Origin of the sequence: Streptomyces noursei, assembly GCF_016917755.1 — a bacterium.
Taxonomy (GTDB): Bacteria; Actinomycetota; Actinomycetes; order Streptomycetales; family Streptomycetaceae; genus Streptomyces; species Streptomyces yunnanensis.
In genome coordinates, this window is record NZ_CP070326.1 from 7,241,730 (window position 1) to 7,262,176 (window position 20,447).

The following is a 20,447-nucleotide window of genomic DNA, read 5'->3' on the forward strand; positions in this document are numbered from 1 at the left end:
AGAGACAGCTGCCACCATGGCCGGCATGGCTGCCAAGAGATGTGACCGCTGTGATCTGTTCATTGGCGAAGGCTGTGACTGCCCACCAGACGGATCGGTCCCGCGGGCCGATGCCGCAATTGCCGCTGTTCAGGCTGTGCGACAGCTCGTTACTCCTCCGGACAGGATCCTGATCTCTCCACGCGGGGTGGCTCACCTTCCCGATGCGTGCAACCACCATCCGGAGCAGAGTCATCGAGACGCGGGTTGGGGATGGATCGCATGGCCGGCGAAGGGGCTGTGGGAGGGCATAGATCCAACGCGTCCAGTGCAGGCCACGGAGGGGGATACGACTCTCGTCGCCCATCGCCGGTGCGGCAGCTGCCTGTCATAGCCAGGATCACGCCATGATCCCCATGCGGCGCTCTTCCGGCCGCCGCGTGTGCTGCCCACACTGCTCCCGTGACACTGAGGGGGAGAGGCGGCATGGCTACTCGGAGGGGGCGCCGCTCCGCGGCGCGCAGGCGGCGTCAGGCGTTGCAGCAGTCGGCCTTTGTGGGTGCGGCACTGCTGCTCATATTGCTCGTGGTGTTCTGGTCGGTCATCTGGCCCTACATGGTGGGGATTGTTGTTCTGGGGGCCGTTGGGACTCTGGTGTGGTGGCTATGGCGTACCGATCGACTGCTGCGCAGCCGCGATCGCAGCTGGCGACGCGAGGAGGAGGTGAAGGCGGGCCGTCGGACGCTCGCCGAGGTGGACGTGATGTCCGGGACCGAGTTCGAGGAGCTGGTCGCCGCGTTGTGCCGGCGTGACGGCTGCACCGAGGTACGGCGGGTCGGCGGATCCGGGGACAACGGCGCCGATGTGCGCGGCTGCCTGTCGGACGGGCGGACGATGGTGATCCAGTGCAAGCGCTACGCCCCCAGCCGCGCCATCGCCAGTCGTGAGGTGCGTGATCTACGAGGTGCGCAAGCGCACTTCGAGGCCGATGTCGCCATCTTCGTGACCACCACGCGGTTCAGCCGTCAGGCCGAGGACTTCGCCGTGAACATCGGGATCCTTGCCATCCACCGTAACCATCTTGGCCTGTGGAACAACGGTGCTCGCCTTGAGTCGTTGATCAGCGTCAACGGCGCCGGTCAGGGCGACACCAAGCATCTGCGCCGGTGGAAGCGGACGTACGGCAGATGATCGGGGCGTAGCCGTCGCTGGCGCATGTGAATGGCCTGCTGCTACAGAAATGCGGCGGTGCGGAACGCGTTGCGAACCGCGGTCAAGGGCTCCCGATCGCGGGTGTAGTAGAGCTTGTTGGTGAGCAGGATCGCCCACCGACCTTTCGCCGGTGAGATCCACATGCCAGTGCCGGTGAAGCCGTAGTGCACCCAGATGTCGTCGGCTGCCGGATCCGTGCCGGGGGCTGGGTGCCAGAACAGGCCCCGTTCTGGTGTCATCGCCCCGGTGTGGGTTTGGAGGGACTCCGTCACCCAGTCTCGTCCGAAGCCCGCCTGCTCGGGAGCGGACGCGGGATTCAGCATGTGACGGAGGAAGGCGGCGAGGTCTTCAAGGACGGAGAAGACGCCGGCGATCCCGCAGATGCCGTCGAGGAGGCGTGCGGAGAAGTCGTGGGCCATGCCTTTGAGGTGGAGTCCGGTGGCCTCGTTCACCTCGGTTGGCGCGCAGCGGTTCACGGACTGGGAGGGAAGGGGGCCGAAGGACGTTTCGGCCATCCCGAGGGGGCGCCAGATCCGTGTGCGTGCCAGCTGGTCGAGTCGCTGTCCGGAGATGTGTTCGGCGAGGTATCCGAGGACGAGGGCGGCACGGTCGGTGTATTCGACGGCTTCGCCGGGCGGGCGGTGCAGGGCCTCGTGGAGGACGCCGTCGTGGATGTCCTGGGTGTCGGTGCCGTAGAGGTTCTTGAGGTTGGCCCGGAGAGGGAGGCCGGCGGTGTGGGTCAGGAGGTGGTGGGCTGTCACCTGGCCGAGGGGGTGGCCTTTGACCTCCGGCCAGAAGTTGCCCAGCGGCTCATCGAGTTGGAGCTTGCCGTCCTCGACGAGGGTGCCGATCGACGCCCACACGGCCAGGATCTTGGTGAGGCTGGCGACGTCGAAGATCGTGTCGAGTCGCATCGGCTGGTCGGGCTGCGTCGGATCGAGGAGCCCTACGGCGCCGTTTGCCTTTGTGCCGGTGGTGTCGCCGGTGGCCCAGACGGCACCCGGGTAGACGCGGTCGTGGACGCCGTTGCGCAGGAGCTGGTCGATGCGGTCGATTTCGAGCGTCATGGTCTCCCGATCATGTGCCTTGGGTGTCCCGTTGGTCAGGGTAGTGGCGCAGCCGGTGGCGGCCCGGCCGCGCCACGGAGCGGTCAGTTGAGCTGTCTGCCGAGGTCGGTCAGGGCAGCGGCGGTGGTACTCAGGGGGTAGCAGGCGGCGTTGGCGCGGCCTGCTTCCTGGAGGGCGGGAAGTAGGCCGGGGGTGGTGCGGAGACGGTCGAGGTCCCGTGCGAGGGCTGCCGGGTTGGTGAAGTCGGTGGCCAGGCCGGTGGCGGCTAGGGACTCGTTCAGGCCGGGGACCGGCTGGTAGAGGACAGGCAGGCCGCAGGCAGGGCACGGACCGGTAGGCACTCCGGCCTGTTGGTCCATTTCCGTGGAGCCGCCCCACTACGGGCAGGCACAATCAGCGGATGCGTGATCGAATTCGGCTGCCGGCAGGGCTGTGTCTGCGTCCATGGGAGCCATCCGATGCCCTCGCCGTACTGGAGGCGTTCGCGGAACCCGTGATGAAACGGCAGGCCGATGCACCCATCGCCACGATCGCGGATGCCGAGCAGTGGCTCCAGCGGCGGCAGGATCAATGGCGCCGGCAGGTTGCCTACAGCTTCGCCGTCGCCGACAGCACCAACACGGCGCTGGGCGGTGTCGCGGTCAGCAACCTCAATTCCCGGCACGCCACCGGATGGACCGGTCCGCGGCCGCCCGGCCCCGCATCGTCGACATCGACGACTGGCAGGCAGTCGCAGAACACCGCCAACCCAGCGGACTACCGGGATTCGACGACGGACTGGCGCTGAGCGAGTTGCTCGGCGCACTCGACCGCGAGCGCCGCGAAGCGTTCGTCCTCACCCAGCTACTCGGAATGCCGTACGCGGACGCCGCGGCGGCCGTGGGCTGTCCGATCGGCACGGTGCGCTCCCGCGTGGCCCGCGCCCGCGCCGACCTCACCGGCTGGCTGAGGTCCGCCGAAACGTGCACGGGTACGCCCGGGCATCAGCCTTGACCACGGAGGCCACCGACGACTCCTTGCCGGGCGGTGCAGGCATCCGACGTCGCGACGGAAGCAGACACCGTCCATCGGGAACCCGACGGGCGAATCGTCCGACCAGTGAAGCGAAGCGGGTACGGAGCCTTCGGTTCCGGCACCCACCCCGTTCATCATGAACTGGAGGGTCTTGTCATGCGTAAGCTCGCGCTGATTCCCCTGACGCTGGCTGCTCTGGGGCTCACCGCTCTCGCGGCGCCCTCGGCCTCGGCACACAACGCCGGCCAGGTGACCACGCCTGACGGACAGTGCGTGACCGTCGGCTCCGTCAAAGAGGCACCCGTTGTCGGTCAGGGCGCACCGCAGACCACCTCGGGCAACCAGCTCGACCTGTACAGCAATCCGGTCAACGGCTCAGACACCAGCGACCAGTTCGGCACCTCGTACGTCGCAGCCCAGGGCGGCACACCGATCCAGCCGATGCCCTGCGTCATGCCCTACACGCGACAGAAGTGAACACAGGCATCAGACGGTGGCTATGCACCTCGGTGGTGAGCAGACACGTACAAACGTCCCTGCTCACCACCGAGCTGCGTCGATCCTGAGCTGTTGGGCGAGCATCCCCGAACGGGCACACGGATGCGGCAGGGGTGGCAGAAGCATCACTGGTACTTGCGGATCACCGCAGGTAGGTCTTCTGCCACTCGATCGACGACATGTTCAGCGCGGCTTCCGCGAGTGCTTGTGCCGAAGCGGTCTTGAGACTGGCCAGGCTGGTGTCGATCCAGTTCTGGACGTTGCTGTAGCCCTGTTCGCGGTATTCGACGGCCTGGACGAGGCATTCGAGCTTGTCGGCGTCGTGGGCGACGACGACTTCGAGGGAATCCCCGTTCTCGTACTCGTCGACGACCCGCTGAACGCCTGCGGCGACCGCGGGGTGGGCGGCGGAGACCTGATCGGCGGTGACCTTCTCGTTCGAGGCGGCCTCCAGGTAGCGCCGGCCGATGTGCGGGATGTCGCCGACCCGGGTCTCCTGGGTGTCGTGGAAGAGGCACATCAGGGCGACCTTGGCGGGGTCGGCGCCTTCCATCATCGCCAGCACCGCGCCGATGACGCCCACGCGGAAGCTGTGCTCGGCGATGCTCTCGGGGTCCTTGACGCCGGCGATCCACCATCCGCTGCGCTTGGCCCGCTTGAGCATCCCCAACTCCAGGAGGTATCCCGCTGTGCCCCGCGCGTTGGTCGTCTCGTCCGCCATGGTGCCCTCCGGTTTCAGTGCGGATGATCGCGTAGAACGTAGTGCACGGCGCCCAGTTCGCGCCGGGATCGTGGGGAGATCACGCCAGCGTCGAGTATCCGCGCCACTCGGTCGGCGAGGGAACGGGCGAGCGCCGGTGATGCCTGCGGGAGCCAGGTGTGGGCGGTAAGCAGAGCCCACAGGGAATGGGCGTACAGGTCGACGTACCCTGGCGACTCCTCGAAGCCGCGGGCGAGTCCTCGCAGGAGGGTCACCGGGTCCCAGCCGGTCAGGGCGCGGTCAGCCATGAAGCGGTCGCTGGCCTGTGGCTCCCGTAGGGCGCCCATCCAGTACGCCCAGTAATTGAGGTTCGCGGCCTCGGCCGCGTCGTCGTCGGCCATGGCCCGGTCAATGAAGTCCAGCAGCGGGACCGGATCGCCCCTGCGGGCGAGGGCTGCCGCCGTGGACCTGGCCTCCGCCCAGCGCGGCGAGCCGCCTTGGACCGCGGCGATCCCACGGCGGGCATGGAGGGCATGCGCGGTCCAGGAGTTGGCTTCGGGGCTGCGGTCGTACGACGTGAGGTAGAGCGCCTGACGGCGAAGGAGGGCTCGCCCGTCCCCTCCGGCAGCGGCGGATTCCACGATGCCGCGCAGGTTGGTGAAGAAAGCCTCGCGGTCTTGCGCGGCCATCAGGGGCGCTGCCGCTACGGGACCGCGGCGGGATGGACTTCGCCCGCGTAATGACGGTGGCGGGTTGCCGTTCACGGCCCACGCGATCATGTGCGCGGTGTCGCGTGTGTGGACCCACTCGGCGAGGGGGTGGAGATCGGGTTGCTCCGGAGGGTCGAGGGCGGCGCCGATGATCCGGTCGGCGTCCATGGCAGCGTCCAGGAGGCCCAGGGCCGCGTGATCCGCGCCGAGGGCGAGCAGTCGGCGCTTGAGGTCCAGGAAGGCGCCGGCCTTCATGTTGGCCAGGGGACGGCGGCCGGACTCCCGTCCCTGCACCGTGCCGAGATCGACGCCCAGCGCTTCGGCCATGGCGGTCTGGGTGAGCGGGATGGACTCCCTGGTCAGGCGCAGCACGAAGCCGGCGACGGTCCCTGTAGCCGCGCGCTGTCGGCTGGATGGTCTGGCAGTCATGAGGCCCCCGGGTGCGCTCCGCCACCTAACACGTACTGGTAGTCAGTCCTACCGCGCTCACGGTGACCCTACGTTCGGGATGGGTCAACTTCCTGGATGACTACCCGACTTGGGAGCTGGCTTCCGCCGAGTCGGTCGCAATCCGCATGGCCCCGATCGGCGTACGGCCCTGGCCGCCGCTGTCCCCCGAGAGGGGCGGCCAGGGCCCCAACCCCCAGTGAGGAGACGCGCTGTGAATGCTCTTCCTCCGACCGGACCGCGTGACGTCACGGGGTCGCGTTCGCTTGCCGGGACTTCGTGGCCCGCTCCAAGGGCCTCCGGAGCAGCCGAGGCGGCACGACAATCGAGTCGTGTCGTCCGCGCCGACCGGTATGGGCTGCTCCACGTGAGCGAAGAGTCGGCCGAGGCGCCTCGCACGCCGCCGAAATACGTGCACGGCGTGCTGCTCCTGCACGTCGCATACGAGAGCGCGCCCGCGCACGTCGGGACCGCCCGGAACGATGTCGTCCGGGCGCTGCGGTGTCACGGCATCACGGAACGCCTCGACGACGCGCGCCTGCTGGTGAGTGAGCTGGTCACCAACGCCGTTCGGCACTCCCCGGGGGCCGGAGTGAGCGTTACCGCTCGCCTCGCTCCCGGCACGCTGTTCCTCGCGGTCTGCGACGGCTCCACCGCCGTACCGCTACGTCACCGTCCGACCGCCCGTGACGAGCACGGCCGCGGTCTCGTGCTCCTCGACCTCCTGGCCGACGACTGGGGCGTAGCCGTGGCCGGCCGCAAGACCAAGGTCGTGTGGTGCTGCTTGAACCTCGCCGCTCCGGCGCACCGCTCGCCCACCGCTGATGAGGTCACGTCGTGAGTGCCGCGCAGCCATCGCAGCCGCAGATCGCTCTTACGTTGCTGGATCTCAAGCGGCAGCACCAAGAAGCCCGTACGCACGTTGGCCACGGCGCCGACGAGGTATCCGAAGCGGTGCTGGAGGAGATCGAGGACATGGCCACCGAAACGCTGCGGTTGGTCGTCGCTGTGCACGGCTGGCCTGGTCACTCCCTGGTCGGTGAGGTCGGCGCCGATGCGGCCTGGTGGATCGCGCACCACTCCGCAGACCGCACCTTCCAGCGGCACGCCCTGGCCTTGCTCGAAGAAGCGGTGAAGGCCGGTGAGGCCACCAGGAAGCAGCTCGCCTTCCTCACGGATCGGTGCCGGGTCATGGCCGACCAGCCGCAGCTCTACGGCACCCAGTTCAGCTACGGTCCGGCCGGCGTCCAGGCGTACGCGGTCCAGGACCCTGAGCGGCTGGATGCCCGCCGTGCCGAGATGGGCCTCGAACCCTTTGATGCCTTCGACGAGTTGGTGCGCGCCCTCTACCTACCGCCCGCATCCGCACCCCCTCCTCCCGACTCCACCGCCGGCTAATCCATCCGCCCAGCCATCAGGGAGACACGGTGACCACACCCCCGGCATCACCCAACACAGTCCTCGCCAACGCCCTGTCCAGCACTGAGGACGTCCTCATTCCCCGCCTGACCACCGCCACTCCGGACCACGTCGTGTTCGTCGTCGGCACCCAGATCAACGGTGCACCGCACCTGGGAACTTCTTTGGTGCAGTCCCTCGCCTTCGCCGGCGCCGCCCGCATCCGCGAACGGTTCGGCCTGCCCGTCTCGGTCCTGTTCAGCGCACTCGACAACGCACCGCATGAGGTCCTGACCGACCGGGCAACCGGACATCGCTACCAGCGCGCCTACGCCCAGTCCCTCGGCGACCAAGCCGTCCGCCAGCTGGTCGAAGACCTCTACCTGCCGCTCTTCGCCACCCTGTCCGACCGGCTCCACGTGCCGTACACCATCGAGACGTATTCACAGCAGCAGGCCACCGAGCGCTTCCGCCGCACCTGGCTGCACCTCCTGCCACACATGGGCGGCCCAGTACGCTGGTGGCTCGCCCCCTCCTCCGGGATCCCGCACCTGCGCGTACCGTGCCCCGAGCCGGGCTGCGGCTGGGCCGAGAAGTACGCCGAACGCACCCGCGTCCGCCGGACCAACCCCGAGCAGGCGGTTGTCGAGGCCGTGTGCCTCCACCACGGCCCGTATGAGGTGGCCATCACCCCCACCAGTGACGGGCATGCCGACTACCTCGATCTCGCGACGCTGTACCGCAATCTCGTCAAGGAACTCGCCGCCGGCACCAGCGCACCCGGCACGCTGCCCGTGATGGTCAAGGGTGGCGACTGGATCTTCGGCTCGCAGCTCGTCGACGGCGCCATGCAGGCCGTCGGCCTCTCACCCGCACACCTTCCCGCGCGGCTGTTCTGCCCACAGGTCGTTACCGACACCGGCGCGAAACTCTCCAAGTCGCTCATCCGGGAAGGGAAGACGCGCTTGTCGGACGGTGCCGAGTCGTGGATGCTCGACACCCGGGAATGGCCCGGTTCGTTGAACGAATACGCCGAGCGGCTGCTCGGCCTCGCCGAGGTACTGCTCTCCGATCCCCGGCACTTCTTCCGCGCCTACTCGGCCGCCGAGCTCGGCCGCCTGCTGACCGCACCACACGCTAGGAGCGTTCCCGCCCCATGACGGACACCGCCGCCCGCTTCCACGAGCTGAACCTCTACCGCCGGTACTTCGATCTCGTCGCCGCCGGTGAGAAGACGATCGAGGTGCGGGTGAAGTACCCGCACCTGGCCGGTCTTGCCGCCGGCGACACCATCCGATTCCGGATCAAGGACACCGAGGAAACCTGCGACGTCTTGGTCAAACGCGTCACCGAGTACCCGGACTTCGAGGCCCTCCTCGACGGCGAAGGACCGGCCAACATCAACCCGTCAGCCTCCCGTGAGGAGCAGCTGGCCAACATCCGCACCATCTACGGCCCGGAGAAGGAGGCGCTGGGAGCCCTTGCGATCGAGATCGAACTGCGCGTTCGCTAGGGCTTTCCGTGGGGCAGGTGACGTGTTTGCTCCCGGCTACCCCCGCTCCCTGCAGCCCGCCAATGCATTGCGGTGGCCCCGGCCACGTTCAACACGATCAACAAGTGGGCTGCCGGGATCTCCGACACCCTGGCCTTGGGCTTCCTGTGCGAGGCGTACGGCTTTGGCCCAAACGACTGGGTTCGCTGTCAAACGACTCGATTGGATGGCAGAGGACACCAGTTCGCCGGGGGCAGACAGGAAAGAGTCCAGAAGGACTGGTGCGCTGCCGCGCAACATGTCAACGTACAACGCCTGCCGGAAGACATACCCCTGAGCTCACGGAGGCGCCCTGTACCCGCACCACCCCAGCGATCCCTCCCGCCCCGCCGCGCCGGACCCGGTGTACTGGGTCATCCCGCGCCACCTGGCCGGTGACGACGACGTTCTCGCCGAGCGGATCGGCGACACCCTGGTCGGCCTCGGCTGGCGCATGTGGCCCACCTCCCGCTACACCCTGCTGTACGTGAGCCCGGGCGAGCTGTGCGGGGCCGAGTGGATCTTCGCGGCCTCCCCGTTCGAGTTGGGCGGACTGCCCATCGCCTGGCAGCTGAGCGCCCGCCCGCATGCCGCCTCCGCGATGACGGAGTGGAACGCGTACGTCACCGGCGGCGTTCCGTACGAGGCGCTCGCCGATCTCCTCGTGGCGATGGACGCCCGCGAGACGCCCGACATCGGCTTCGAGGGGCCCGAGGCGGTCCTCAAGGCGCTCGGCGCTCAGGGCTGGATCCGTGACGTGGACCGGCCCCGGACCACCGCCTCGGATCCCGAGTTCTCCTGCAGTGTCTCCTTGGAGCCGCTGCCGACGCTCGTCCAGGATGCCGACCCGCGCCCTGATCTGGTGGGCTGGCAGGTGTGGGCGGAACCCGTTCTCGGCGCCCCGTATCTGTGGTGCGCCAGCTTCAGCGCCAGTGTCCCCCACGACCTGGTCGCCGTGTTCGCTTCCTCGCTCGCCTCACCGGTCCCGGTGCCTCGCCGCACGTTGCCCAAGTGCGCCGAGGGCCGCCTCAGCGTCATCCACCGCAGCTGAGCCGACCGGCACCTTGGGGGCGGTTGTGCTGTTCGGTGCCGATTTCCCCCGGGTTGCCCGTTCCTCGTATCCGTCAGATGACGAGATGGAGACTGCATGTTCCGAATGTTCCGACGACGTGCCCGTGTCGAGCGTGAGTTCCGTGAGGCCCAGCGTGTGGGTCGGGCGATGCTGGCGATGCACGCCGAACTTCCGGTGCCCGACTTTCCTGGCCCGGCCTCCGGCGGGGCCGCGGCCGCTGAGCCGGAGGACGAGGTGGTGCCCGACTTCCTGCCGTCGGGCTTTCGAGCGCCGTCTCGGCAGGACGTCTCCGGGTTCATGATGCGCTGGGACCAGCCGCTCGTCATCGACGAGGAGGTCCGTGAGTGCCCCACGTGCGGTGCGTATCGGCACTGGGTGGTCTTCAACATGCGCGACGGCTCCGTGTGGCTGCGCTGCCGGGCTGGGCACGAGACGCATGAGCCGCGTTTGGACACGGCCTGGTACAACCGCAACTCCGGTCCGGCCGACCACTTTCACCCCACTGTCGAGGACGGCCTGCGCCACCTCGGCCACTGACCCCACGAACCCCCTTCTCCCTTCCCCTACGTATCGCCGGCGCCCGGAGGGCCGGTCCGGCCAGACCGTCCGCTCATCACCAACCTTGGGGATTCACATGCGCCTTCACGCCGCGGCCGTCCTCAGCCTGAGTACCCTTGCCGTCCTGGCCCTGGCGGGCTGCTCCGACGGCAGCACCTCCGCCGACAACCCGACATCCTCCGCGTCCGCCTCCACGCTCCAGGAGGGCAAGAACGCCCGGGAGTCCGCGCCGCTGTCCTCCGCCGCGCTGGGCAAGCGGCTCCTTGACGAGGGCGACTTGGGCCAGGGCTACGTGCGTAAGCCGGAGCCGCTCAAGCGGCATGACGACGTGACCGTGACCGGCTGCCCCGCGCTGGAGAAGCTCGGTGGTGACGCCGCGGTCGGCGGCGGTCTGGACTTCCCTCGTAAGGCGAAGGCGTCCTTCGCCTACGCCGACGGCGGTGATTCGGAGGTGTCCGAGGAGCTGTACAGCGACACTGGCGCCAAACTCTCCGAGGGCGTGGGCCGGATCTTCGAGGCGATGACCTCTTGTCCCGCCTACCAAGTGCTCGCCGGCAGCACCCCCATCACGGTCACACCCCAGAATGCGCCCGCCCTGCAGCTGGGCGACGAGCGGTGGAGCCATCTGCTGACCCTCACCGCCGGTGGACGCACCACCCTTGTCAAGCAGACGGCCGTGCGCACCGGGACGGTGGTCGTAGTGGTCTCCGGTAGCCCTGGCCTTGTCGACGCCCACCTGCTGAAGGCCGTCGACAAGGCTCACCACGCGGGCTGAGCTCGCCGGCCCTGGGACTACCGTGGGCCCTCGGCGCACGCGGCGACCGCCTTCTGCAGGCCGGTGAAGTCGGTCTTCAACGGGCCGAGGCGATCGAGGCTGGACAGCCTGATGGTCTTCTGGCCAGGGCACCGCTCGTCCAGGACACGAGTGGGCAGGACGTAGAAGGTCCACTGGCCGAGGTCCAGGGGGTCGAGGGTCTGCTTGTCCTGGTGGTGCAGCGGGCAGAAGACGTACACGTCCGAGCGGCGCAGTACGTCGGCCGAGGTGGTGCCGGTCTGCGTGTCCCAGCCGGCGGCCGGTTTGATGGAGAACGAGACCTCCGACAGCTGGGACTGCGCCCACGACTGCAGGTAGGCCGTCGACTTCACCTCGACGCGCCACTTCTCGGGCGTGCGGATGTCGACGGTGTCCCATTCGGTGCGGGTACCGGTGGCGGCGCCCAGAGCCGTGGCCACGAGGTACTCGGCCAGGACACCGCGCATGGTGTTGTTGGCCAGGTCGGAGCATGCCCAGCTCCAGAAGTCGCCTAACCGGCCTACGGTTTCGCCGTTGTCCCGTATCGGCTCGCTGGCGCTACGGCGCGTGATGGCCAGCGGACCAAGGTCGTTGGTGCTCATGTTGTCCTCCTGACGACGGTCTGAGGTGGGTAGTGGTCAGCCTGGCATCAGCCACTGACAACGGAGTTGGCTCTCCGCAGAGCGTGGGGTGCGACGGCGGTACGCCGCCGGGCGAAGACATCTGACGGGCCCGACCATGAGTGGTCGGGCCCGTCAGTCATATGTCGCCCGCTATCCGGGTTCTCTCGATGGGGTCGGTGTCCTCGCTGTGATCAGCGGCGTGGTGTGCGTGGTGTCGACGGTGTCGGCATCTGCCGTGCGGTGGCCGGCTGATCGTTGGCGTGGGTGGTTCGGGTGCCTTCCGGGGCCGGGGCGTATCCGGGGAGGTCTGTGGCGCGGCGCAGGCGCCAGATGAGGACATCGCTGATGGATTCGGCGGTGTCCAGTTCCCGGTGAGCGGCGGCGTCGGCGAGCAGGGAACCGGGATCATGACCTGCGTGTTCGGCGTCGGCGAGGGTGACCGCCAAGGCGTCCCAGCCAGGCTCGGCCAGGACGATCTCGGCGAGTTCGGGGAGGGCGGCGCGCACGGTGGCGGCATGGTGGTGACGTAGAGATGGGGCGATACGGCGGCCCCGCTCACGCAGCACCGTGAGGGGTTCGCCGGCTGCCTGCTGGTAGGCGGCCCGCAGATGCTCGGCTGCCTGGCGGGCGGCCTCGGCCTGCTGGGCGTGGTGTCGCTAGGCGTGCCAGTGCGCGGCGGTGATGGTCAGGAAGAACAGCATGTCCAGGACCATCGCGGTGCCGGCCCCGTCCTCGCCCCGGCCGAGCGCGGGCCCGCCTCGGACTAGCTCGCGAGCCGCGCGGCGCAGGTCCTGCGCGTGGCGGAACTCGGCTCGGGTGTGGGAGCGCGAGGCACGCTCGAACTCCCAGGCCGCCTTGCGGAGTTCATCGCGAGTGTGGAGCGCGGAAGTCTTGGCCAGGGCGTCGAGGACCTCACCGGTTGCGGCGATCTGGGCGGCCGCCGCACCGTCGTCGGCGCTGTGGTCGAGGACGAGCAGCGCTTGCCAGGCCGCGTGGGCAGTGGTGCGCCGTGCCGCGGCAGGTGCCGACGCTCTGGTGGAGTGTTCCCGCCGTTCGCTGTCGGTGGTCTGCGGTGGGGTGGAGTCGAGGGCGAAGCGTTCCTGGATGCGGGGCAGGGACAGGTCGGGGGCGAGGGTGGATCCGGCGTAGTAGACGGGCTCCTTGTCCTTGTTGCGGTCGTCCGGCAAGGCGACTTTGTAGCCCTTCAGGTCCCCGGAGGGGAGGACCTTCGTGCGTACGAGGAGCCCGGCGTTCTTGAGGCGGTCGAGGAACTCGTCCGTGGAGGCGGCGCCGGAGAGTGCGCGGCGGACGGTCTCACGTAGTTCCTCGCGCGCGGCGCGGTCACGGCCCTGGCGTTCGGCCTTGTGGCGCTCGGCGCTGGTGGGGCGCTTGGCGGCCGTGCCGTCACCCGGTGTGACCCGGCGCAGGCCGTAATCGGCTTCGATGCGGCGGGCCTCGGCCTGGGCGCGGCGGGCTTCGTTGTGCAGCCGAGGGCGGCGGCCGTCGTCTCGGACCAGGGTGGCGATGATGTGGATGTGGTCGTCGGCGTGACGAACCGCCGCCCACCGGCAGGCTTGCTCGTCGCCGTCGGGGGCGATGCCGGTGGCGGCGACCGTGCGGCGGGCGATGGCAGCCCAGTCCTCGTCGGACAGGACCGGGTCCTCGGGGCTGGCCCGTACGGAGATGTGCCACACGTGCTTGTTGGGGCGGCGGTTCTTGGGCAGGGCGTTGACGGGCTGGTCGAGCAGGCGCTGCAACTGCTCATAGGTGGCGCTGGGGTCGTGGCCGGGGTCCGGGGTGAGTGGATCGTAGGCGGCGACCAGGTGGGGATCGATGTGCTCCTCGTGGGTGCCCTTGCCGTAGAGGTAGCGGATCAGGCCGATCGTTTCGCTGCCGCGCTTGTGGATGCTGGGGATCACGCCGCGGCGCCGCCGTCGCGGTGGGCGAGCAGGGCGTCGGCGGCGTCTTCCATGCGGCGGGCCGCGTCGTGGACCGCCTGGGCGGTGGCGTGGAGGTGGGGTGCGTCGGCGCCGGAGTTGAGGGCCTTGGCGACCTGGTTGAAGAGGCCGTGTATACGGCCCAGGTGCCGGCGGGCGGTGAAGAGCTCGTCGATGACTTCCCGTTCGGTGGCGATCTCGGCGGCGGTGCGGGTCAGGTCGCGGGCGGCCTTGTCGACGGCGTAGGCGAGGAAGGCGGCGTTGGTCATCTTGCAGTGGGCGGCTGCGGTGGTGAAGCGCGCGTACTCGGGCTCGTTCATGCGGCAGCTGGGCTGGTGCAGGCGCTTGAGCGGCTTGGGCTGACGGGCGCGCTGGCGCTTCGTCGAGAGGGTCTCGGCCTGCCGTTCCCCTCCAGACTGCGGTCCGCCCTCGGCCGCAGCTTGCCGGCCCGGTGCCCCCTGGCGCCGGTCCGCTCCCGCCACCCCCGGGGCGGGAAACCCGGGAGCATTGCTCCCGGTACAACTTGCTCCGCCTGGGGCAGGGGTACTCGTCAGTGCGTTCTCGTGGATGGTGGGGTCTTCGTGGTGCGGTTCGTGCATGGGTCTCCGTTTCAGAGGATGGTTGGGTGAGGGCGAGCGGGTGTACCGGAATCAATTCCGGTACACCCGCTGGGCGTTGGAGTCCGAACCGTTACTCGCCGCTGGCCTCGCCGAGGATCGGTGTGCCGCCCTTGCGCCCGGCCTCCAGGGCTTCGAGTGCCTGCGTGATCCGTTTGTTGGAGGCTTTGCGTTCGAGCTTGTCGAGCTCGGCGCGCATGGCCGTGTGGGGGGCGGATCCGGTGCGGGCTTCGAGATCGTGGGCGATCGCGATCAGCTCGTCGATGGAGGTGTCGGGCGGGCGCCCCGTACGGCGAGGCCGGGGTTTCGGCCGGTCGCGTTCCGGAAGAGGGTGAGGTGGTGCCGGCTCCTCGGGTGGTTCCCGCTTCGCTTGCGGGGTGTCCTTCTTCCGGTGGCGCTCGGGGGTGGGGATTTCCGGTACGTGCTCGCGTGCGGGGTGCGGGTGGTCATGGGAACGCGGAGCTGCACCGGAAGTGGGGCCATCGGAAGTGGAGTCACCGGAAGTCGGCAGCCCTGGCGGCGTGGATGCGGAATGGTGGCGGGTGCCGGTCTCCCAGGGGAAGGTCAGGTCGGCATCGAGCAGGGCCGCGGCGTTCCGGCGGGCCGCGAACCGGGCCAGGAGCCGCTCGCGCTGTTGCGGATCGGTGGCCACCTGGGCCCGGTCCACCGCATCGGACAGGCGGCGCATGGCGAGCCGGCCACGCCGGGTCGTGCGGTATGCCTTGGGTTTCGCGTAGAGGCGCGCGGCCAGGTCGGCGGCCTTGGCAGTGGCGCGTTCGCGGGTGATCTCCTGGGCGTCGCGGCTGCGGTCGGCGATGCCCAGGCGAGACAGGAGGCGCTCGCGGGCCTCGCGCCCGATGCGGGCGGCCAGGCTGTCGGAGGCGGCCTTGGCGATGCGGTGGCGCAGCTCGATGCCCATGGCGAGGTGCCACAGCACGGCGGCCATGACCGGCCCGAGGAAGGCCCTCACCGAGCCGCCGACCAGACCAGATTCGGCGTACGCGGGGATGATCTGAACCGTCGTGATGACCCAGACCAGGACCCCGGGCATACCGGGTGCCCGATTGTCGCTGTGGAGGTTCTGCCGAGCCAGCAGGGCGGTGGAGAACAGCGCGAGCTCACCGGCGGCGAACATCGCGATCCGCTCCGCCGTGCTGTACATGCCGAGGTAGTGGGCGGCGAACCGCCAACTTGTATCGGCGCTGTAGATCGTGCACACGGTCGCGGCGACAGCGGCCAGCCGGAGCGCGAGCGTTCCTCGCGCCTGTCGCCGTTGGCCGTTGCTGCCGCTCCGGCCTCGCCGGGTCAGGTATGTGGCCAGCACCCCGCCGGAGACGAAGGCCAAAGCGGTGAGCAGCAGGGGAGTGGCGTCCCATGTCGACCAGGGCACTTTCAGGCGTCACCGCCCCGAGTCCGCTCCTGGCTCGACGCGTCCGGTCCCCTCCGCTGGCTCACGCCTGCGGCGTGCTCGGCGGCCAGGACGTAAAGGTGGACGACGCCCAAGGGGATGAGAGGCGCGCAGGCCGACATGGCCACGACGGTGACGCCGGCCAGCGTCCAGGCGCCTCCCGGACCCTGCCGGTCGGCGAGAGAGCCGAGCACGACGACCGTGGCGGCGCGGACAGCTATCGCGGCGACAGTCAGCTTCCACGCGTACTCCTGGTCCAGGATCGGCGCTGAACGCAGCCGGACTACGGCGGCGATCGACAGGGCGATGAACCCGTCGATGGCGCCGAGGAACACGTATGGGAGAGGCGTGGAGGCGTAAGTCGTGGCAGCGAGTTGATGCACGAGGTCGAGAGCGAGCAGGAAGGTCAGCGTGGCCAGTACGACGGCCGCGATGCACCCCGACGGAGCGGTCCAGGTCGAAGCCGACGGACCTGTTGGGGCAGGGGGAACTGCGGTAGTGGGCATATGAGGTCTCCGAAGGGCCCACGGGGCATGCGGCGTTGAGCCGTGCACGGGGGCAGTGAGGGGGGAGGGGAGGGAGTTGGCGCGGATTACGCGGCGGTGTGCTGGGCGAGCTCGGCTGCGGCGAGGTCCACACGCGTCGGGTGAGGCACGGCGCGGGGCGCGTTGCCTCGCGGGCGGCCGTCGGGCCCTACGCGCCGGGTACGGCAGGGCTCGCCCTTGCCGGCGTGGCACCACTGGCAAGGGACGCTGAGCGCGTCGGGCCGTCCCGCGGCGACGGCGGCCTCGCGGGCGGCTCGCATCGGCCGGTAGCGGGCGAGCTCGACACGGGCAGCGGGCGGGACGCACGATCCGATGGCAGCGAGGCGGGCTGCGATGTCGGGGTGTGGACCGCCGTTCGTGATCCGCCGGTGCGACGAGGGCGCAGCCGCACCAGTGGCGACCGCGTGTCGGGTGGCGAACAGTTCGGCCCGCCAGGCGGCAGGGTCGTCCGGGTCAGCGGACGGTGTGGGGTCGGTGTGCCGGCCGAGGCGGTCGCGGCGGTGGGCACGCCACTTGCGGGCGATGTCCACGGGCAGGAGCGGGTACGGGGAGTCCAGGACGTGGTCCCGTATCGCCTCGCGGGCATCCCAGCCGTGGACGGTGGTCAGGGGTACGTCGCTCAGCAACTCGTGCCATTGGGCGATTTGGTCACGGGCCTCGCCGGCATCGGTGCGGATGGAGCGGGGGTCGAGGCGGCCGATGTAGGCGAGGAGGGCGGCAATTTCGCGGCGATCCAGTGCAGTTACTCCGTTCCGGTCGGTTCTTCGAGGGCGGCGAGCAGGGCGGCGGTGTGCGCCTCGGCGCGGGTCATGCCGACCGTGGGGGCGGGGGTGCCGCCGGGCAGGGCGTAGAGGCTCGGGCGGCTCGGTGCAGGGCTGTGCTCGCGGGCGATCCAGGTGCGCCAGTCGGCAGCCCATGCGGCGGCCGAGCGCGGCGGCCAAGCCGCCCGGTAGGAACGCCACTTCGCGTCGGCGGCACGGATGCCGTCCTCGCCGAGGCGGGCCAGGTGCCCCTGCTGCTGCGCCCAGGCGCGGGTCTCCGCGTCGACCTCCCAGTCGGTGGCCGAGGTGAGGGTGGTGGCACTGCTGCTGTACCTACGGTTCACCTTCGGTTCACTACGGTTCTGGGGGCTGGATTCCGGTCCCTCCACGGGCTGGATTCCGGTCCCTGGAGGGGTTGGATTCCGGTCCGTGCCGATTTCCGGCAGGGCCGGATCCTGGTCCTTCGAGGGGCCGGATTCCAGCCCCTTGCGGGGACGGATTCCGTACCGCCGCAGGCCGGGCGTGTTGCGGTCGGGCTTCCTGGGCTCGACGGCGGGAGTGCCATCGGGACGCGACGCGTTCGCGATGAAGCGGGCCGCTCGGGGCAGCCAGTACACGGTGGCGCGGTACGGGCCCTGGAGATCGTCAGCCTCCTCCAGCTCACCGCAGCGCACCAGCATGTCCAGGGCGTCACGGACGGTGGACCGGGATGCCCCCGTGCGCTCCATCAGGCTGGGCACCGTGGCGTAGGCGACACACTTGTCGTCGGCGACGCGGTCGGCGATGGAGAGCATCACCAGCCGGGCGTTGCCCTTGCTGGCGCTGTTCTCCCAGACCCACTCGCGGGCGTCTCTGCTCATCGGTTGGCGGCTCCTAGGTCAGGTGGGGAGGTGCGGGCAGTCCGCTTCGGGGGTTCGGGGAGGGCTGCGGCGTGGAGTTCCCGGCGAGGCCCGCGCTGGTGTGCACGAGGATTCCTTGGCCGCGGCTGTGGCGTGCCGAGTTTCCCCGTGCCCCGGAAACAGTGTTCCGGGCGCCTGGACAAGACAGCCACATCCGCCCGCGCAAGTCCAGCATTCCACCGAGAAAGCAAACAGCTCACGGCGAACACGTCGTGCGCGGGGAATTAAAACGTTAGACCCGGATCCCCGGTTAGCGAAATCGCCCGCAGCGGTTGTTCAGTGGGATGGGCGACCTGACGCACCGTGATTTCGCCAACCGGTGTTCCCGTGCTATGTTCCGCCCTTTTCTGCGGTGACGTAGGGGATGTGACAACAAAGTGGCGCAAGACAGCAGTGGATCACCGGTTGGGGAAACGGCTCTTCCAGAGCTACAACAGATCCCATGCCGCAAACCCCTCTGGAAGTAGGCCGGTCGGAGATCAGGCCGCCCGCGCCATCGACCGCGCCCGCACCATGCGCGGAATCCCTAACGAGAGCTGGCCGCCCGCACGACCGAGCTGGGTCGCCCCACGACCCTCACGACGGACTCCCGCATCGAACGCCGGCGGCGACGCTGCGACATCGATGACGATGTTGCCATCGCAGCCGATCGCGGAATCTCCCCACGCACCTTTCTCGGCGAGCTCGCCCGGCCCCGCGCCGGTCGGCGCGGGCGGAATATAGCCGACGATCCCCGGTTAGCGAAACCGGGGATTCTCCGCATCATTGGATTTCCCGCGCGCTCCGCCCTGCGGCCATCCGAAATCCGTCTCATTCGTTGTGAGGAACCTCTTGCCCCGATCTGCAGTAGCCCCCGAACTCCTTTTCGCCGAGAGTCGTGGGCGAAGGTGAGAGCCAGGAACCCCCACCGCCGCCTTGTCCCCTTCGCCCCACAGGAACTTCCTATGCCCGCACAATCGCTACTCGTCCCCTCCGCCGCCCCTACCTCTGCTCGCGCTGTGCGCACGGCCTTCCTGAACGTGAAGGACGCTGCTGAATACCTCGGCCTCTCACCGCACACGCTCTATGTCTGGCGGCATCGGCGGCAGGGGCCGCCGAGTTTCCGCATGGGCCCACGTGGCCGCGTCATGTACCGGGTGGAAGCGCTCGACGCATGGGTCCGCCAGCAGGAACAGGCCGACTCGCGCTCCAACACGGCGTTGAGCCCCCTGAACTCAGCTCCCCAGCATCGGTCCGGTCGCGTTCCCAGCACCTGACACGGCGCGCGCCGTAGACCGCAGTTTCCATCCCCTTCGTCAAGGAGTTCCTTCTGGCTGGCTACATAGAGGACCGGTGGCTGAAGAAGCGCCCCAACCCCGAAACCGGTAAGCGTGAGCGCACAGCGATGTACGGCAAGTGCACGCGCTATCGCGTCAAGGGCGTTCCGGGCGTCAAAGACCGTTCGTTCGACACGGTCCAGGACGCCAAGACCTGGCTCGCCCAGGCTCAGACCGATGCGCGGCGAGGCGAGTTCGTCGATCCGCGCGACGGGGCCATCTCCCTCAAGGACTACATCGAGACCCATTGGTGGCCCACCCAGAGCGGCGACCCGTCCACCCTTGAGCGCATCGAGCAGCGGGTACGCCGGCACATCCTCCCGCACCTTGGCGCCCTGCCGCTGAACAGCGTGGGTACGGAAGCCCTGCGAAGCTGGAAGAAGCGGCTGGAGAAAGACCTCGGGCCTACGTCGATCCGTCTCGTCTGGGCGACGCTCTCCGGCGTGCTTCAAGCCGCTGTCGAGGACCGTCGCCTCGCACGCAACCCATGCCGCGCGAGCACGGTCCGTCCCCCAGCCGCCGCACCTGGCAGGGTCGAAGCCTGGCCGCCGGAGCGGGTATTGGCCGTACGCGCAGCTCTGTCGGATCGCTACCGGGTCCTCGTCGAGATCGGTGCCGGCCTGGGACTCCGGCAAGGGGAAGCGTTCGGCGTCTGCTTGGACGACATCGACTTCGAAGAGGAAGTCGTCCATGTCCGGCGCCAGATCAAGATGGTGCGGACAAAGCTGTGCTTTGCGCTTCCAAAGGGACGCAAGGTCCGAGACGTTCCCCTGCCCTCAAGCGTGGCCAGGGCTCTGCGGCAGCACATGGAGCTCTTCGCACCAGTGCCCGTCACGCTGCCGTGGGACGATCCGCGCCCTCCCGAGACGCCGGTGGAAGCCAAGCACCGTCGCCCGCGGACGTACAACCTCCTGGTGACGGGTCGCGAGCGGACGGCGATCAACCGGAACTACTTCAACTCCTACGTCTGGAAGCCGGCTCTGGCCCAGGCCGGCGTGATCGCCGCGCTGGAGACGAGTTCCCAGGACGGGGCCCGGATCTGGGAGCCATCCCGGGAGCACGGCTACCACGCCCTGCGCCACTTCTACGCCTCCGAGGAGCTGGAGGCCGGCGAATCGGTCGTCTCGCTGGCACGCTGGCTGGGTCACTCCGACCCCGGGTTCACGCTGCGGAAGTACTCCCACTTCCTGCCCCGCGCGGGCGCGCGGGGCAGCACCGCCATCGACGCGATCTTCGCGTAGCCGCGGACCGGACAGCGTCGGGTCCGGACTGATGAGTCCGTAGGAGCCCCGGCTCGGTCGCAAAGTCCCAGAGAAGTCCCACGGATGCCGCCGCACCCCTCCCTGACTCGCTAAGTAGCAG

Annotated in this window: 22 protein-coding genes and 3 pseudogenes; 14 read left to right on the top strand and 11 right to left on the bottom strand. The window is 69.2% G+C overall.

Translation table 11 applies throughout. The features are described 5' to 3' along the window. Positions 1-465 precede the first annotated feature (465 nt). On the top strand, positions 466-1,170 hold the full coding sequence (locus JNO44_RS31605; protein WP_205367203.1) for a restriction endonuclease: 705 nt from the start codon (positions 466-468) through the stop codon (positions 1,168-1,170). Positions 1,171-1,211: 41 nt separating this feature from the next. On the opposite strand, the gene JNO44_RS31610 is transcribed toward JNO44_RS31605, so the two are convergent. Both JNO44_RS31610 and JNO44_RS31615 read right to left on the bottom strand, forming a co-directional pair. Beyond that, positions 1,212-2,258, bottom strand: coding sequence for a serine hydrolase domain-containing protein (locus JNO44_RS31610; protein ID WP_205367205.1), 1,047 nt, complete (start codon positions 2,256-2,258; stop codon positions 1,212-1,214). Between the two features lie 83 nt (positions 2,259-2,341). Continuing rightward, positions 2,342-2,578, bottom strand: a pseudogene (locus JNO44_RS31615) (glycosyltransferase); the annotation flags it as partial. A gap of 80 nt (positions 2,579-2,658) precedes the next feature. Between JNO44_RS31615 and JNO44_RS44855 the strand changes: the two are divergent. The 3 genes from JNO44_RS44855 to JNO44_RS31625 all read left to right on the top strand — a co-directional run bounded on the left by JNO44_RS44855 (position 2,659) and on the right by JNO44_RS31625 (position 3,749). After that, a complete protein-coding gene (locus tag JNO44_RS44855; RefSeq protein WP_338058581.1) occupies positions 2,659-3,045 on the top strand; it encodes a GNAT family N-acetyltransferase in 387 nt (128 codons plus the stop codon). After that, positions 2,931-3,251, top strand: coding sequence for a sigma factor-like helix-turn-helix DNA-binding protein (locus tag JNO44_RS31620; RefSeq protein WP_420882705.1), 321 nt, complete (start codon positions 2,931-2,933; stop codon positions 3,249-3,251). The genes JNO44_RS44855 and JNO44_RS31620 overlap by 115 nt, the downstream gene beginning before the upstream one ends. 177 nt (positions 3,252-3,428) lie before the next feature. Then, positions 3,429-3,749, top strand: coding sequence for a hypothetical protein (locus tag JNO44_RS31625; RefSeq protein ID WP_205367207.1), 321 nt, complete (start codon positions 3,429-3,431; stop codon positions 3,747-3,749). A gap of 163 nt (positions 3,750-3,912) precedes the next feature. On the opposite strand, the gene JNO44_RS31630 is transcribed toward JNO44_RS31625, so the two are convergent. Together JNO44_RS31630 and JNO44_RS31635 are read right to left on the bottom strand one after the other, a co-directional pair. After that, the gene (locus JNO44_RS31630) at positions 3,913-4,491 is read right to left on the bottom strand and encodes an HD domain-containing protein (RefSeq protein ID WP_205367209.1); all 579 of its coding nucleotides are present in this window, start codon (positions 4,489-4,491) and stop codon (positions 3,913-3,915) included. 14 nt (positions 4,492-4,505) lie between these two features. Next, a complete protein-coding gene (locus tag JNO44_RS31635; protein ID WP_205367211.1) occupies positions 4,506-5,609 on the bottom strand; it encodes a helix-turn-helix domain-containing protein in 1,104 nt (367 codons plus the stop codon). A 385-nt stretch (positions 5,610-5,994) separates the two neighbouring features. Between JNO44_RS31635 and JNO44_RS31640 the strand changes: the two genes are divergently transcribed. The 8 genes and pseudogenes from JNO44_RS31640 (at position 5,995) to JNO44_RS31675 (ending at position 10,961) form a co-directional block, all read left to right on the top strand. After that, positions 5,995-6,468: an ATP-binding protein gene (locus JNO44_RS31640; protein ID WP_205367213.1), complete on the top strand. Its 474-nt coding sequence runs from the start codon at positions 5,995-5,997 to the stop codon at positions 6,466-6,468. Beyond that, entirely contained in the window at positions 6,465-7,025 is a 561-nt protein-coding gene (locus tag JNO44_RS31645) for a DUF6624 domain-containing protein (protein ID WP_205367215.1), read from the top strand. The genes JNO44_RS31640 and JNO44_RS31645 overlap by 4 nt, the downstream gene beginning before the upstream one ends. 29 nt (positions 7,026-7,054) lie before the next feature. Beyond that, the gene (locus JNO44_RS31650) at positions 7,055-8,185 is read left to right on the top strand and encodes a hypothetical protein (protein ID WP_205367217.1); all 1,131 of its coding nucleotides are present in this window, start codon (positions 7,055-7,057) and stop codon (positions 8,183-8,185) included. Continuing rightward, positions 8,182-8,538 carry an ASCH domain-containing protein gene (locus tag JNO44_RS31655; RefSeq protein WP_205367218.1) on the top strand — a complete coding sequence of 119 codons (357 nt, stop codon included), beginning with the start codon at positions 8,182-8,184 and terminating at the stop codon, positions 8,536-8,538. Before JNO44_RS31650 ends, JNO44_RS31655 begins: the two co-directional genes overlap by 4 nt. A gap of 28 nt (positions 8,539-8,566) precedes the next feature. Further along, a pseudogene (locus JNO44_RS31660) lies at positions 8,567-8,706 on the top strand (flavoprotein); the annotation flags it as partial. A 214-nt stretch (positions 8,707-8,920) separates the two neighbouring features. Next, a complete protein-coding gene (locus JNO44_RS31665) occupies positions 8,921-9,607 on the top strand; it encodes an SPDY domain-containing protein (RefSeq protein ID WP_205367219.1) in 687 nt (228 codons plus the stop codon). Positions 9,608-9,703: 96 nt separating this feature from the next. Then, a complete protein-coding gene (locus tag JNO44_RS31670; protein WP_338058582.1) occupies positions 9,704-10,165 on the top strand; it encodes a hypothetical protein in 462 nt (153 codons plus the stop codon). Between the two features lie 97 nt (positions 10,166-10,262). Next, positions 10,263-10,961: a hypothetical protein gene (locus JNO44_RS31675; RefSeq protein WP_205367220.1), complete on the top strand. Its 699-nt coding sequence runs from the start codon at positions 10,263-10,265 to the stop codon at positions 10,959-10,961. Positions 10,962-10,978: 17 nt separating this feature from the next. Here JNO44_RS31675 and JNO44_RS31680 read toward each other — a convergent pair whose 3' ends face one another. The 7 genes and pseudogenes from JNO44_RS31680 to JNO44_RS31710 all read right to left on the bottom strand — a co-directional run bounded on the left by JNO44_RS31680 (position 10,979) and on the right by JNO44_RS31710 (position 17,730). Beyond that, complete coding sequence (locus JNO44_RS31680; RefSeq protein ID WP_205367221.1) at positions 10,979-11,581, bottom strand: hypothetical protein; 603 nt, start codon at positions 11,579-11,581, stop codon at positions 10,979-10,981. A gap of 212 nt (positions 11,582-11,793) precedes the next feature. After that, a pseudogene (locus tag JNO44_RS31685) lies at positions 11,794-13,521 on the bottom strand (relaxase/mobilization nuclease domain-containing protein). Then, the gene (locus JNO44_RS31690; protein ID WP_205367223.1) at positions 13,518-13,859 is read right to left on the bottom strand and encodes a plasmid mobilization relaxosome protein MobC; all 342 of its coding nucleotides are present in this window, start codon (positions 13,857-13,859) and stop codon (positions 13,518-13,520) included. Before JNO44_RS31690 ends, JNO44_RS31685 begins: the two are co-directional and overlap by 4 nt. Positions 13,860-14,229: 370 nt before the next feature. Beyond that, complete coding sequence (locus JNO44_RS31695; RefSeq protein WP_240167736.1) at positions 14,230-15,546, bottom strand: hypothetical protein; 1,317 nt, start codon at positions 15,544-15,546, stop codon at positions 14,230-14,232. Positions 15,547-15,548: 2 nt separating this feature from the next. Then, positions 15,549-16,070 carry a hypothetical protein gene (locus tag JNO44_RS31700; protein ID WP_205367227.1) on the bottom strand — a complete coding sequence of 174 codons (522 nt, stop codon included), beginning with the start codon at positions 16,068-16,070 and terminating at the stop codon, positions 15,549-15,551. An 86-nt stretch (positions 16,071-16,156) separates the two neighbouring features. Next, positions 16,157-16,846: a zinc finger domain-containing protein gene (locus tag JNO44_RS31705; protein WP_205370864.1), complete on the bottom strand. Its 690-nt coding sequence runs from the start codon at positions 16,844-16,846 to the stop codon at positions 16,157-16,159. A 5-nt stretch (positions 16,847-16,851) separates the two neighbouring features. After that, positions 16,852-17,730 carry a helix-turn-helix domain-containing protein gene (locus JNO44_RS31710; RefSeq protein WP_205367229.1) on the bottom strand — a complete coding sequence of 293 codons (879 nt, stop codon included), beginning with the start codon at positions 17,728-17,730 and terminating at the stop codon, positions 16,852-16,854. A gap of 1,037 nt (positions 17,731-18,767) precedes the next feature. Here JNO44_RS31710 and JNO44_RS31715 point away from each other — a divergent pair. Together JNO44_RS31715 and JNO44_RS31720 are read left to right on the top strand one after the other, a co-directional pair. Next, entirely contained in the window at positions 18,768-19,025 is a 258-nt protein-coding gene (locus JNO44_RS31715; protein ID WP_240167737.1) for a helix-turn-helix transcriptional regulator, read from the top strand. Positions 19,026-19,153: 128 nt separating this feature from the next. After that, positions 19,154-20,326, top strand: coding sequence for a tyrosine-type recombinase/integrase (locus JNO44_RS31720; protein ID WP_338058583.1), 1,173 nt, complete (start codon positions 19,154-19,156; stop codon positions 20,324-20,326). Positions 20,327-20,447 lie beyond the last annotated feature (121 nt).